This window comes from Marinobacter gelidimuriae (genome assembly GCF_000372805.1).
Lineage (GTDB): Bacteria > Pseudomonadota > Gammaproteobacteria > Pseudomonadales > Oleiphilaceae > Marinobacter > Marinobacter gelidimuriae.
Genome location: NZ_KB889827.1, coordinates 65,439 through 78,155, shown reverse-complemented (window position 1 = coordinate 78,155; position 12,717 = coordinate 65,439). Strand labels below are relative to the sequence as shown.

The 12,717-nt window shown below is 55.1% G+C and carries 12 protein-coding genes and 1 pseudogene; 7 read left to right on the top strand and 6 right to left on the bottom strand.

What is annotated here, in order from left to right:
* Nucleotides 1-444 precede the first annotated feature (444 nt).
* Both A3OI_RS0100400 and A3OI_RS18970 read right to left on the bottom strand, forming a co-directional pair.
* Complete coding sequence (locus tag A3OI_RS0100400; protein ID WP_018402386.1) at nt 445-1,476, bottom strand: nucleoid-associated protein; 1,032 nt, start codon at nt 1,474-1,476, stop codon at nt 445-447.
* A 99-nt stretch (nt 1,477-1,575) separates the two neighbouring features.
* On the bottom strand, nt 1,576-1,983 hold the full coding sequence (locus tag A3OI_RS18970) for a PilZ domain-containing protein (protein WP_026223913.1): 408 nt from the start codon (nt 1,981-1,983) through the stop codon (nt 1,576-1,578).
* Nucleotides 1,984-2,220: 237 nt separating this feature from the next.
* On the opposite strand from A3OI_RS18970, the pseudogene rimO reads away from it, so the two are divergent.
* Both rimO and A3OI_RS18960 read left to right on the top strand, forming a co-directional pair.
* Nucleotides 2,221-3,564 (top strand): annotated as a pseudogene (rimO, locus tag A3OI_RS18965) (30S ribosomal protein S12 methylthiotransferase RimO).
* A 108-nt stretch (nt 3,565-3,672) separates the two neighbouring features.
* The gene (locus A3OI_RS18960; RefSeq protein WP_018402382.1) at nt 3,673-4,107 is read left to right on the top strand and encodes a LysR family transcriptional regulator; all 435 of its coding nucleotides are present in this window, start codon (nt 3,673-3,675) and stop codon (nt 4,105-4,107) included.
* A 19-nt stretch (nt 4,108-4,126) separates the two neighbouring features.
* Here A3OI_RS18960 and gatB read toward each other — a convergent pair whose 3' ends face one another.
* The 4 genes from gatB to A3OI_RS0100365 all read right to left on the bottom strand — a co-directional run bounded on the left by gatB (nt 4,127) and on the right by A3OI_RS0100365 (nt 7,893).
* The gene (gene gatB, locus A3OI_RS0100380; protein ID WP_018402381.1) at nt 4,127-5,602 is read right to left on the bottom strand and encodes an Asp-tRNA(Asn)/Glu-tRNA(Gln) amidotransferase subunit GatB; all 1,476 of its coding nucleotides are present in this window, start codon (nt 5,600-5,602) and stop codon (nt 4,127-4,129) included.
* Nucleotides 5,603-5,623: 21 nt separating this feature from the next.
* Nucleotides 5,624-7,081, bottom strand: a complete 1,458-nt coding sequence (gatA, locus tag A3OI_RS0100375) for an Asp-tRNA(Asn)/Glu-tRNA(Gln) amidotransferase subunit GatA (RefSeq protein WP_018402380.1) — start codon at nt 7,079-7,081, stop codon at nt 5,624-5,626.
* A 47-nt stretch (nt 7,082-7,128) separates the two neighbouring features.
* Nucleotides 7,129-7,416 carry an Asp-tRNA(Asn)/Glu-tRNA(Gln) amidotransferase subunit GatC gene (gene gatC, locus A3OI_RS0100370; RefSeq protein WP_026223912.1) on the bottom strand — a complete coding sequence of 96 codons (288 nt, stop codon included), beginning with the start codon at nt 7,414-7,416 and terminating at the stop codon, nt 7,129-7,131.
* Nucleotides 7,417-7,698: 282 nt separating this feature from the next.
* Nucleotides 7,699-7,893 carry a hypothetical protein gene (locus tag A3OI_RS0100365; protein WP_018402378.1) on the bottom strand — a complete coding sequence of 65 codons (195 nt, stop codon included), beginning with the start codon at nt 7,891-7,893 and terminating at the stop codon, nt 7,699-7,701.
* A 267-nt stretch (nt 7,894-8,160) separates the two neighbouring features.
* Here A3OI_RS0100365 and A3OI_RS0100360 point away from each other — a divergent pair, with 267 nt between their 5' ends.
* Genes A3OI_RS0100360 through rng form a run of 5 tightly spaced genes read left to right on the top strand, consistent with a single transcriptional unit; the run spans nt 8,161 to nt 12,716 of the window.
* Nucleotides 8,161-9,201 carry a rod shape-determining protein gene (locus A3OI_RS0100360; protein ID WP_026223911.1) on the top strand — a complete coding sequence of 347 codons (1,041 nt, stop codon included), beginning with the start codon at nt 8,161-8,163 and terminating at the stop codon, nt 9,199-9,201.
* 35 nt (nt 9,202-9,236) lie between these two features.
* Nucleotides 9,237-10,127: a rod shape-determining protein MreC gene (gene mreC, locus A3OI_RS0100355; protein ID WP_081622854.1), complete on the top strand. Its 891-nt coding sequence runs from the start codon at nt 9,237-9,239 to the stop codon at nt 10,125-10,127.
* Nucleotides 10,127-10,603: a rod shape-determining protein MreD gene (mreD, locus tag A3OI_RS0100350; protein WP_018402375.1), complete on the top strand. Its 477-nt coding sequence runs from the start codon at nt 10,127-10,129 to the stop codon at nt 10,601-10,603. The genes mreC and mreD overlap by 1 nt, the downstream gene beginning before the upstream one ends.
* A 20-nt stretch (nt 10,604-10,623) precedes the next feature.
* Nucleotides 10,624-11,229, top strand: coding sequence for a Maf family protein (locus tag A3OI_RS0100345; RefSeq protein WP_018402374.1), 606 nt, complete (start codon nt 10,624-10,626; stop codon nt 11,227-11,229).
* Entirely contained in the window at nt 11,226-12,716 is a 1,491-nt protein-coding gene (gene rng, locus A3OI_RS0100340; protein WP_018402373.1) for a ribonuclease G, read from the top strand. Before A3OI_RS0100345 ends, rng begins: the two co-directional genes overlap by 4 nt.
* Nucleotide 12,717 lies beyond the last annotated feature (1 nt).

The following is a 12,717-nucleotide window of genomic DNA, read 5'->3' as shown; positions in this document are numbered from 1 at the left end:
GTCCGTGACCGGCTCCTGCGGTTTCGCAGCGACTCAAACCTTCGGCGTTTTACCTTTCGCCAGCATGANCTGAGTCTTCCAGAGCGCCGAACTGAGGAAGCATTCGGCGGTGGGTCTTAACGACCTGTCACGAACGTAGCGGGTTGGTTACCGCTTTCCCTGGTCAACCTGGCTTGCAGGGTGCTCTCTACAAGCCCCGTCCTTCAGGGCGGGATAGTTGACAATAAAAGCCTGCTGATAAACAGCTCAAAAATAAGTATAAGTGAAACAGGCCAGTTCCCTAAAAAAGATAAAAGTCAAACTAACCAGTTTTAAAATTTATGGAGCCGTAATCAAAAGGTTAAGTCGGCCACGGGGTGGGGGGAGTCACCCAAGCTCAGTCTCAAGAATCAGCCACCCAAGCTCAGTATCGAGAATCAGCTACCCAACCCAAACCTAGCCAATTTACTCCGCGCGAGTATCAAGATAACGCTGCAACTGCTCCCGCAAAACCTTAGGCAAACGAGTAATCGTCAAAGAATCCTTGTCGCGATCATAATAAACCACCTGATTCATCAAATCCGAAGAAAAAGACACGCTCATACCACCACCCGATCCCCCAATCCGCACCAGCTTCTTCACCTTACGATGATCCGGATGCAGCACGCCGCTTTCGGGCAACTCAGTCGTTTTACTGGCGAACTCGCGAAAACGCTCAGGTTGGTCTTCATCCAGATAACCCGATAACGCCTCGATGGCCACTGGCTCCCCTAGAGCGTGCTGCTCCTTACAGAACTCATAGGCGCGGCTGCGCACTTCGCCGGCTTTATCCGGCTGCTCGTTTTTTGCGAAAGCTTCCACCGCGTCCAGAAACGTCAGGGTCTCTTTTTCTACATCTACCTGATTGGTAAAACCGCACAGACGAATAAACAGCTCACCCGGTTCAGCGGTGCCGCGGGCGTGTACCAGCGTCAGATAGTTGCTGTCGCTGCTGGCACCGCCACCGCCATCACGCTGCCAGTCGGTAAGCTCGATCCGCAGCGCCAGGTTCAACCGTGAAAGGCTGAGAATGTCGGTGGCGTCTAACGCCTGGTTGCCATCAAATCGCATGGCGCTGTCTGCTTCTACAACCAGCAAGTACGCAACCTCTGTATCCGCCAGGGCCTCGTGCACCAGCATCAAATGGCCGTGATGTTCTTCCTGACAGCCGCTGAGCAGTTCCTGCCATTGATCGAATAGCCGGCTGCTCATGGCCGCAAAGCCCTGCTTGCCTTCCAGATAATCTTTCAGCCAGCTGCTGAAAGGGCTTTCGCCGATATCGTTAGAGAAACGGCCGAATTTCTTTCCGGGTTTTGCATTGAACAAGCGCTTCATCTGTTTGTGCAGGGCTTCGTAATCGCCACCGGGCTCTTCCAGAGCTTCGCCGCTGCGCAAGCGTGCAGGTTGCCCCGGTTGATATTGGCTGGCGAAAGCGGTGCGAAGATATTTGATTGCCATGGAATAGCGGGTCCCTGATGGGTGAACGAATAATGCCGGGTCTGATTGCAGCTCAGGCGACAGGATATTGTAATGGTTTTGGCGGGGAGTTCGGGGCTTTCAGGCAGATTTGCCGCGTTCATTGAGAAGACTGCGTACATACTGGTCAACACAAGCGCACCCACCGCCTTCAAATTCTTCAAATTGAATGCCAACCTGAAACCGGTCTTGGGCAATTCGTCGAAAATGCACAATATTACCTGCGGCGATAATGACCGGCTGTGCCGGTTGCATGGGCACGGAAAAACGGGTTTTTACCGGCATGGGGTTTCCTGGCGCCAGCGCCCGGTTGCCCTGGGCCAGCAGATTCGCCGTCGATTGATCGCACGATACCATTACACCTGAACGCGACAGGTTTGCCGTTGTGCAACTGCACTGGCAACCATCTGGCCTTTCAAGAACGATATCGGCCATAACGTCAACCCGTTGTTGATCGCGTAGATTCGGTTGTGCAGATGTGGATTTCATAGGCAGTGGTCGGGTTCAATCAGTCTGATGATTATGTGGTTCGAATTCGTTTGTTTTACAGTGTGGCAGATTATTCGATTTTTTCCGGATGGATGTTCACAAATTTTCACTTGGAATGATCCATTGTAGATGGAACAGGTTTCGGCTTTTGCTGTAGCGGCGTGCTCGACTGGTGTAAAAACTTTTTCCCATTTATTTGTGTTGATACGCCCGGCACCAGGAATTACGAACCGCTCTATGATAGAAAAGACCGAAAACACAAAGGCCAGTAACGGCAAAGTGGGTTTTATTAGTCTGGGTTGCCCCAAGGCCCTGGTAGACTCCGAGCGTATTCTGACCTAGCTGAGGTTGGACGGATATGACGTAGTACCAACCTATAAAGACGCCGATATTGTGGTGGTGAACACTTGCGGTTTTATTGATGCGGCGAAACAGGAATCTCTGGACGCCATTGGTGAAGCTATCAGTGGAAATGGCAAAGTCATTGTCACCGGTTGTATGGGCGTTGAAGCAGACAAAATTCGCGAAACCCATCCCGGCGTGCTGGCGGTATCTGGCCCCCATGCGTATGAAGAAGTGGTCGGTGCGGTACACCAGTTCGTGCCGCCCACCCGCAAGCACGACCCGTTCACTGATCTGGTGCCGCCCCAGGGTATCAAACTGACGCCGCGGCACTATGCCTACCTGAAAATCTCCGAAGGCTGCAATCATCGCTGCACTTTCTGCATTATCCCGTCGATGCGCGGCGATCTGGTCAGCCGTCCCATTGGCGATGTGATGGATGAAGCTCAACGTTTGGTCGACGCTGGCGTTAAAGAGCTGCTAGTTATTTCCCAGGACACCTCGGCCTACGGCGTAGACACCAAGTACCGCACCGGTTTGTGGCAGGGGCGTCCGATTAAAACCAAAATGCAGTCGCTGTGCGAAGCGTTGGGCGAAATGGGCGTTTGGGTCCGCTTGCATTACGTGTATCCGTATCCCCATGTGGACGACATTATTCCGTTAATGGCCAAAGGGAAAATTCTGCCGTATCTGGACATTCCGTTCCAGCACGCCAGCCCGAAAGTGCTGAAAGCCATGAAGCGCCCGGCCCACGACAGCAAAACCCTGGACCGCATTCGTAAATGGCGGGAAATCTGCCCGGAGCTCACCATTCGTTCCACCTTTATTGTGGGCTTCCCCGGTGAAACCGAAGAAAATTTCCAATACCTGCTGGACTGGCTGGATCAGGCGCAGCTGGATCGCGTTGGCGCATTCACCTACAGCGCGGTTGAAGGAGCCAAGGCTAACGAGATCGAAGGCGCCGTACCGGAAGACATCAAAGAAGAACGTCTGGCTCGGTTTATGACCAAGCAGGCCGAGATTTCAGCCGCCCGTTTGCAGGCGAAAATTGGCACCACCATTGACGTGTTAATTGACGAAGTAGACGAAGAAGGCGCCATCGGGCGATCAAAAGCCGATGCGCCAGAGATTGATGGCATGGTGTATCTGAACGACGCCACGGATTTGGTGCCCGGGCAGATTGTTCGGGCGATGGTGGACCACGCGGACGAGCATGACCTTTGGGCGACTCTGGTCTGATGGGTTATTGAACTAAAAAGCCGCCTCTGATCCCAGGGGCCGTAGTTTTGATATTTTTTTTTGAGTATAAGTAATCCCTTATGAGTCGATTCAGAAAGGTCCAATGCCATGCCGTTAAGCATTCAAAACCTCGCCAGTCGCCTGACCTTTCGCCAGCTTCAGGTGTTTAAAGCGGTTTACGATTTAAAAAGCTACAGCAAGGCAGGGGAGTTGCTGGGGTTGACGCAGCCGGCTATCAGCAGCCAGGTTCGGCATCTGGAACAGGCACTGGGGTTGCCGATGTTTGAGTACGTTGGGCGCAAGCTGTATTGCACCGCCGCCGGTGAAGAAATGGCGAAATGTGTGCGTTCGGTGTTTGCCGCCCTGGAGCAGGTGCAGAACAATTTGGCGGCGCTGGAAGGGCAGGTGGCCGGGGAGTTACGCCTGGTGGCCGTGAATACGGCGCAATATGTGGTGCCTTATATGTTGCGGGCGTTTATTGATTATGTGCAGCAGAATATCCGTCGGTTTGAGCAGTTGTTCCTCAGGCGCTCCGAGCAATAGCAGCGCCTGAGGCGTCACTTTAGGCGTTGAGTTTTCTTTGCAGAATTTCGGTGAACAGGCGCGGGTTACCCTGGCCTTTTGAGGCTTTCATTAGCGGCCCCATAAAACCGCCCATCAGCTTCTTCCGCTTTTTCTCGTCGGCTTCCTGGTACTGGGCAATCTGCTCGGGCATGCCTGCCAGTACTTCATCCACAATGGCTTCCAGAGCGCCGGTGTCTGAAACCTGTTTCAGGCCTTGAGCTTCTATGATCGCGTCAGCCGCATTACCTTCAGAGCCGCCATCGCCATTCCACAGTGCTTCAAACACCTTTTTTGCGCCTGAGGACGACACCGTGTTGTCTGCGATGCGCGCGACAAGCTGGCCCAGTTGGATGCCGCTGATGGGCGCCTGCGCTACGGTTTCGTTATCTGCGTTCAGGCGCGCCGAGAACTCGCCTAGCACCCAGTTTGCTGCCAGCTTGGCGTCTTTGCAGTGAGCGGCGGTGTCTTCAAAAAATGCTGACAGGCGAGCGTCGTCGCTCAACAGGCTGGCGTCGTAGTCGTTCAGGCTATATTGCTCTTTGAAGCGTGCTTTGCGGGCATCCGGCAGTTCTGGCAACAGAACGCGCGCACTTTCGATAAAGGCATCATCGATCACCACCGGCAGCAGATCAGGGCAGGGGAAGTAGCGGTAATCGTTGGCTTCTTCTTTGCTGCGCATAGAGCGCGATTCGTCGCGATCGCCGTTGTACAGGCGGGTTTCCTGAATGATGCGGCCACCGTCTTCCAGAATGTCCATCTGCCGTTCCACTTCGTGGGCAATCGCTTGCTCCATAAAGCGGAAAGAGTTCAGGTTTTTGGTTTCGGTGCGGGTGCCCAGGGTGTCAGAGCCTTTGGGTTTGAGTGAAATATTCACGTCAAAGCGCAGCGAGCCTTGGCTCATATCGCCATCGCAGATGCCCAGGGACGACACCAGGCTGTGCAGCTTTTTGGCGAAAGCGACGGCTTCTTCGGCGCTGTTTATATCCGGCTCGGTAACAATTTCGATTAGCGGTGTGCCGGCGCGGTTTAAGTCGATACCGGTCATGCCCTGGCCACGTTCATCAAAAAGAGATTCGTGCAGGGATTTGCCGGCATCTTCTTCCAGGTGTGCGTGGTGGATGCGAACGCGTTTGCTGCGGCCGCCGGCTAAATCAACGTCTACGAAGCCCGGGCCCACAATAGGGTGGTCCAGTTGCGTGGTCTGATAGCCCTTTGGCAAATCCGGGTAAAAGTAGTTTTTGCGGTCGAACACCGAGCGCCGGCCAATTTCGGCGTTTACCGCCAAGCCAAACATCACTGCGTAGCGGAAGGCCTGTTCGTTGGGTACCGGTAAGGTGCCGGGCATGGCCAGGTCGACCGCGCTGGCCTGGGTGTTGGGCTCGGCGCCGAAGGCGGTGCTGGAGCCGGAAAAAATCTTGGTTTTGGTGGCAAGCTGAGCGTGTATTTCCAGCCCGATCACAATATCCCACTGCATAACGGTTCTCCTGATTCAGGCTTACTGGGGAAATTTCTGGTGCCAGCCGGTAACCTGCTGGAACTGATGGGCTGCGTTCAGCAGACGGGCTTCTTCAAAATAATTGCCGATTATCTGCAGGCCCACCGGCAAACCGTCGACAAAACCGGCCGGTACCGACATCGCCGGAACGCCCGCGAGATTTACTGCGATGGTGAATATGTCTTCCAGGTACATGGTCACCGGGTCGCTGGTTTTCTCGCCTTGCACAAAGGCTGGCGACGGTGACACCGGGCTCATCAGTACGTCCACTTCTTTGAACGCGTTGATGAAATCCTGCTGAATCAGACGACGTACTTTCTGTGCTTTTAAATAGTAGGCGTCAAAATAGCCGGCGGACAGGGCGTAGGTGCCTACCAGGATGCGGCGCTTAACTTCGTTGCCAAAGCCTTCGGCACGGGTGCGGGTGTACAGGTCGTTCAGATCCTGCGGGTTGTCGCAGCGATAGCCGTAACGCACGCCGTCAAAGCGCGACAGGTTGGCGGAAGCCTCGGCCGGAGCGATGACGTAATAGGCGGCAATGGCCAGTTCGGCGTGGGGCAGGGACACTTCTTTCACCGTGGCTCCCAGCTTTTCGTATTCCTTCACCGCGTTGCGCACCTGCTGTTCCATGGCGGGATTGAGCTGGTCGGAGAAATACTCTTTCGGCAGGCCCACGCGCAGGCCTTTTAAAGGCTGGTTCAGAGTTGCGGTGTAATCCGGCACGGCGCGATCAGCAGAGGTGGAGTCTTTCGGATCGAATCCGGCCATTACATTTAGCATCAGCGCGTTGTCTTCGGCGGTGCGCGCCATGGTGCCGCCCTGATCCAGGCTAGAGGCGAAAGCGATCATGCCGTAGCGTGACACCCTGCCATAGGTGGATTTCAAGCCGGTTACGCCACACAGCGCTGCCGGTTGGCGAATGGAGCCGCCGGTGTCGGTGGCGGTGGCGGCCGGCACCAGGCGCGCGGCGATGGCTGCTGCAGAGCCACCTGAGGATCCACCGGGTACGCGCTTCTCGTCCTTATTCAAGCCCCAGGGGTTGGTCACCGGGCCAAAAAAGCTGGATTCGGTAGACGAGCCCATGGCGAACTCGTCCATATTGGTTTTGCCCAGGCACACGGCGCCGGCAGCGCGAAAATTGGCCACGACCGTAGCGTCATAGGGCGGCACAAAATTAGCCAGCATTTTCGACCCGGCGGTGGTCGCCACGCCGTTGGTGCAGAAAATGTCTTTATGGGCAAAGGGTACGCCGGTCCAGGCGTTGGCGTTGCCGGCCGCGCGCTGTTCGTCAGCGGCTTTGGCATCGGCCATGGCAAGGTCTTCGGTGACGGTTATAAAGCTGTTGTACTGGCCGTCTTCTGCTTTGATGCGATCAAGTAACTCGCGGGTCAGTTCCACGCTTGAAATCTTGCCGCTTTCCAGTTCGCGGGAAAGCTCTGCTACGGATTTGTTATGCATGTTCAATCCTGATGGTGTGGTTCGTCAGATCACTCGATTCCCTTTACTCACTCAATCACTCGGGGTACAAGGTAGAGGCCGCTCTCGGTGGCGGGCGCTATGGCCTGGAAGGCTTCGCGCTGGTTGCTTTCGGTGACTTCGTCGGCGCGCAGGCGCTGTACCGCATCCAGTGGGTGGGCCAGAGGCTCTACGTTGTCAGTGTTGGCGGCGCTGAGTTGGTCAACCAGGCTGAGGATGTTGCTCAGGTCGTTTTCCAGTGCGGGTATCTGTTCGTCATCAAGACGGATACGGGCCAGCACGGCGACTTTTTCAAGGTCTGCGCGGGAAATGGTCACGTTGACTCCAGGATAAAAAATAGCGTGGTTATAAAAATGCTTTTTAAAGGCGGCAGAAGCCATTTTCGACCGCACGATGAGAGCGAGTGGGGATAGAGCTTTTCAAAACTGTGCGGAGCCATGGATGGCGGAGCCCAAGCGTCACAGGGATGTGCTTGAGCGTGTTTTGAAAAGCTCTATTCCCACTTGCGCTTTCCCGGTCAAATAGTTAAGCCATATATAGTAACAGATTCGTGGCTTTGCGGGAGAGGCGCGGTCGTCTTCGAAAACCTGCGCTGAAACCTATTCAACTGGCCTGGCATCGTCCAGCATGTCTTCGGAGGTGGCGTCGCTGCTCTCCTTGCGCACCTGCTTGGATATGTGAGTGTCCGGGGTCATATTGAGCGCTTCATCGGCTGGCGCCAGGGGATTGCAGCCGGTCAAACCGCCGGCGAGCGCCAGAACCATCAATAAAATTGAGACATTGAGAATTTTCATAGTAAACATCCACTATTGCAGGTTGATCCGCCCAATCAAGGCATTGGTATTAGCTATTATCAACCTAATCAAAGTCTAATTGCTGACTCTCGTCAAACCGCAAGGCATTCAAAGCGGCATTTTGCCACGTAAGTGCATGACAGTTTGTTCATGCTGGGGTAGGTCATTTGCTTTTGCGAAGGCTGCGCCTTGCCTGTGCGTGGGGGCACTGCTAAAGTTGCCGCATCTTTTCGCAGCCGCCACTCTCAGGTTGAAACTACACGAATGTTGATTAAAAGACTCCGAGGATTATTCTCCAGCGATCTGTCCATTGATTTGGGCACCGCAAACACTCTTATTTATGTGCGCGGTCGCGGCATTGTATTAAACGAGCCTTCCGTTGTAGCTATTCGTACCACTAACTCGCAGAAAATGGTTGCCGCTGTTGGCGCTGAAGCCAAGCGAATGCTGGGCCGCACCCCGGGTAATATAAGTGCCATTCGCCCGATGAAAGATGGCGTAATCGCTGACTTTGTGGTGACGGAAAAAATGCTTCAGCACTTTATTCACAAAGTGCATGAAAACAGCTTTATTACCCCCAGCCCTCGGGTATTGGTGTGTGTGCCCAGCAAATCCACTCAGGTGGAACGCAAGGCCATTCGCGAGTCGGCCATGGGTGCGGGTGCGCGCGAAGTGTTCCTGATAGAAGAGCCTATGGCGGCAGCCATCGGTGCCGGCCTTCCAGTGGAAGAAGCCAGCGGCTCAATGATTGTGGATATCGGCGGCGGCACCTCTGAAATTGCCATTATTTCTTTGAACGGCATTGTTTATGCCGATTCTGTGCGGGTAGGCGGTGACAAGTTTGATGAAGCTATTGCCACTTATGTGCGTCGTAACTACGGCAGCCTGATTGGTGAATCCACCGCGGAGCGCATCAACCATGAAATCGGCTGCGCCTACGAAGGTTTGGAAGTTCGTGAAATTGACGTGCGTGGCCGCAATCTGGCTGAAGGTGTGCCGCGGGCGTTCACGCTAAACAGCGAAGAAATTCTAGATGCTCTGCAAGAGTCCCTGGCGCAAATTGTCCAGACCGTTAAAAGTGCTCTGGAACAGACGCCACCGGAACTGGCATCTGATATTGCCGAACGCGGCATTGTGCTGACCGGCGGCGGCGCCTTGTTGCGTGGGCTGGACAAATTGATTAGCGAAGAAACCGGCCTGCCGGTGATCGTCGCTGAAGATCCCCTGACCTGTGTCGCCCGTGGTGGTGGCAAAGCGCTGGAAGTGATTGATCGCGGCGGCATTGGAATGTTCTCCCAAGAGGGCTGATCCCGTGGGGAGAATAAGCTATTAAAACCATATTCGTGCAGGGGCCGGTTCCGGGATTCCGGTTGCTGCTGGTTGTGGTGTTGGCGCTGGGGTTGATTGTTGCGGATGCCCGCTTTGACAGGCTGACAGTGGTACGCAGTACGCTGGCCACGGGGCTGACACCGGTTTACTGGCTGGGCAACGCGCCCACTCAATTTTCTGATTGGGTTGGCAGCCTGTTCGTCAACAAAGATGACCTCAAGCGTGACAACGACGAATTGCAGGCGCGGCTGCTAATTCTGGAACGTCGTGCTCTGAAATATGCCGCTCTGGCCTTCGAAAATAATGAACTGCGCCGCCTGATGAACTCCTCCGAAGTGCTCGACGATCGCGTTATAGTCAGCGAAGTTGTGAGCGTGTCGCCCGACCCATTTGCCCATGAACTGGTCATCAATAAAGGCCGCAGCGACGGTGTTCACGAAGGTCAGGCCATACTGGACGCCGGCGGCCTGATGGGGCAGGTGATTCAGGTCAGCCAGATAACCGCTCGCGTTTTGTTGGTATCTGACAGCAGCCATGCGGTGCCGGTAGAAGTGGTGCGCAATGGCCTGCGGGCTATTCTGCTGGGCACCGGCAAAGCTAACAGCCTGGAACTGGTGCACGTTCCGGACACCGCCAACATTCGTGAAGGTGATTTACTGGTGAGTTCCGGCTTGGGCGGGCGTTTTCCCCGCGGCTATCCGGTCGCTGAAGTGAGCCGCATCAGCAAGGAACCTGGCGAACCGTTTATCACTATTGAAGCCACACCCACCGCCAAACTCAATCAGAGCCGTATGTTGCTGGTTGTGTTTCAAGCTCTAGTCCCCGATAACAAACGTTCAGAAAATCAGCTTGAGCCTGAGAAAGGCGGGACCAGTGCGGGCAATCGTTTGCAGGAGGAACGCTGATGCTGTCTGTGATCAGCTATCCGGTGTTTGCTCTGTCGGTGCTGCTGGCGCTGACGCTGAGCATTGCTCCAGTGCCTTCCGGGTGGCTGGAGTTTCGCCCGGAATGGCTGGCGTTAATGGTGTTTTACTGGACCGTGCGTGCGCCTGCGCAATTTGGCGTTTTCCTCGCTGCCGCTCTGGGTCTGTTGCTGGATGTGCTGGAGTCAACGCCGCTGGGTGTGAACGCCATGGCCATGGCGGTTGTGGCGTTTCTGGTTCTGACCGTACACCAGCGCCTGCGCATGTACCCATTGCCACAACAGTGCGCTATTGTGTTTCTGCTGCTGGGTATTAATCAGATGCTGGTGCACGTCATCAAACAGTCCCTGGGGGCAGACAATACCGGTTTCGGGTATTTGTGGCCGGCGCTGACCAGCGCGGTGGTTTGGCCCTTCCTGAGCCTGGTGCTGGACAATATAAATCGCCGACTGGGCTAGGCCCGCACAAGAGGCAGTCAATGCAGACACTGATACTGGCTTCGGCTTCTCCACGCCGCGCCGAATTATTGCAGCAGATTGGTGCACTCTTTGACGTGTGTCCTGCCGCTATTGATGAAACCCCTCGCCCCGCTGAGCCTGCCGCCGACTACGTTGAACGCATGGCGCGAGAAAAAGCGCTATTAGTGGCTGCTGCCGCGCAACCCGGTGCACTGGTATTGGGCTCGGACACCTCGGTGATAGTGGACGGCGTCATTCTGGGGAAACCCGTTGACGCTGCGGATGCCAGGGCCACACTGGCGGCGTTGTCTGGGCACACACACCAGGTGCTCACCGCCGTAGCGCTGGCAAGCGCGGAAGGTTGCCGTTCTTGCCTGGTAACCACCAACGTAAGTTTTTGCACTCTGACGGAGGCACAAATTGACGCCTACGTAGCCACCGGCGAGCCCATGGACAAAGCCGGCAGCTACGGCATTCAGGGCCTTGGCGGCATGTTTGTTGAACAATTGCAGGGAAGTTACAGCGCGGTGGTGGGTTTGCCGCTTCAGGAAACCGCGGCATTGCTGAGCGCAGCAGGCTATCCTGTGTGGAACCAGTGGCTATGCAGTAAGGAGCGCCAATCATGAGTGAAGAAATTCTGATCAACGTAACACCGGTAGAAACCCGTGTTGCGCTGGTTGAAAACGGGATGTTGCAGGAAGCCTACATCGAACGCGCCAGCCGCAAAGGTATTGTCGGTAACATTTACAAAGGCAAAGTGGTGCGGGTGCTTCCGGGTATGGAAGCCGCGTTTGTTGATATCGGCCTTGCGCGTGCGGCCTTCATTCACGCGTCCGATGTGGTTACCAGTCAGCCCGGTAGTGATGACATCAGCGACGGCCCCCGTGTGGTGCCAGATATCCGCACCTTGCTGCGCGAAGGTCAGTCGCTGGTGGTGCAGGTCACTAAAGATCCCATTGGCACCAAAGGCGCACGGCTGACCACCCAGCTTTCGATTCCTTCCCGCTATCTTGTCTTTATGCCGGGTGTTAATCACATTGGCATCTCCCAGCGCATCGAAGACGACGCCGAGCGTGCCCGGCTCAAGGCGATTGTAGATGGAGCCGCCTCAGAGCAGGCGTCCTCCGTGGCTATTCAGGGCGGCTACATCATCCGTACCGCCGCAGAAGCCGCCAGCGCAGATGATCTGACCGCCGACATGAAATATTTGCACCGGCTTGGCCAGTCTATCAACGAGCGCATGGGCAAGGTTCAGGCGCCAGCGGTGATTTATCAGGATCTGCCGCTGTTTATTCGCACCATTCGCGATCTGATTCGTCCTCAGACTGAAAAAGTGCGCATCGACAGCCGTGAAAGCCATCAGCGGGTGATGGAATTTGTGCACGAGTTCGTTAGCGAGTTTGCCGATAAAGTGGAGTATTACCCGGGTGAGCGCCCGATTTTCGATCTGTATTCGGTAGAAGATGAAATCCAGAAGGCCCTTAGCCGCAAAGTGCAGCTAAAATCCGGCGGCTATGTGATTATCGACCAAACCGAAGCGATGACCACGATCGACATCAATACCGGGGCATTTGTTGGCCACCGCAATCTTGAAGAAACCATTTTTAAAACCAACCTGGAAGCGGCTCGTGCCATCAGCCGCCAGCTGCGCCTGCGTAATCTGGGCGGCATTATTATTATCGACTTTATCGATATGGACGACGCCGAACACAAACGCCAGGTGCACCGCATGCTGGAGAAAATGCTGGAACGGGACCACGCCAAAACCAAAATTACCGGGGTATCCGAACTGGGCCTGGTGGAAATGACCCGCAAGCGCACCACCGAATCCCTGGGCCAGGTGCTGTGTGAGCCCTGCCCGATCTGCGACGGTCGTGGCTTTCTGAAAACGGGTGAAACGGTGTGTTATGAAATTTTTCGCGAAATATTGCGGGTGAATCGCGCTTATGACACCGAAAGCTATCTGGTAATGGCGTCGCAAAGCGTTGTCGATCTGTTGGTTGATGAAGAGTCGGATAATGTGGCCGATCTGGAAACCTTCATCTGCAAAACCATTCGCTTTCAAGTCGAACCTTTCTACAGCCAGGAGCAGTACGATGTTGTGCTGTTGTAAG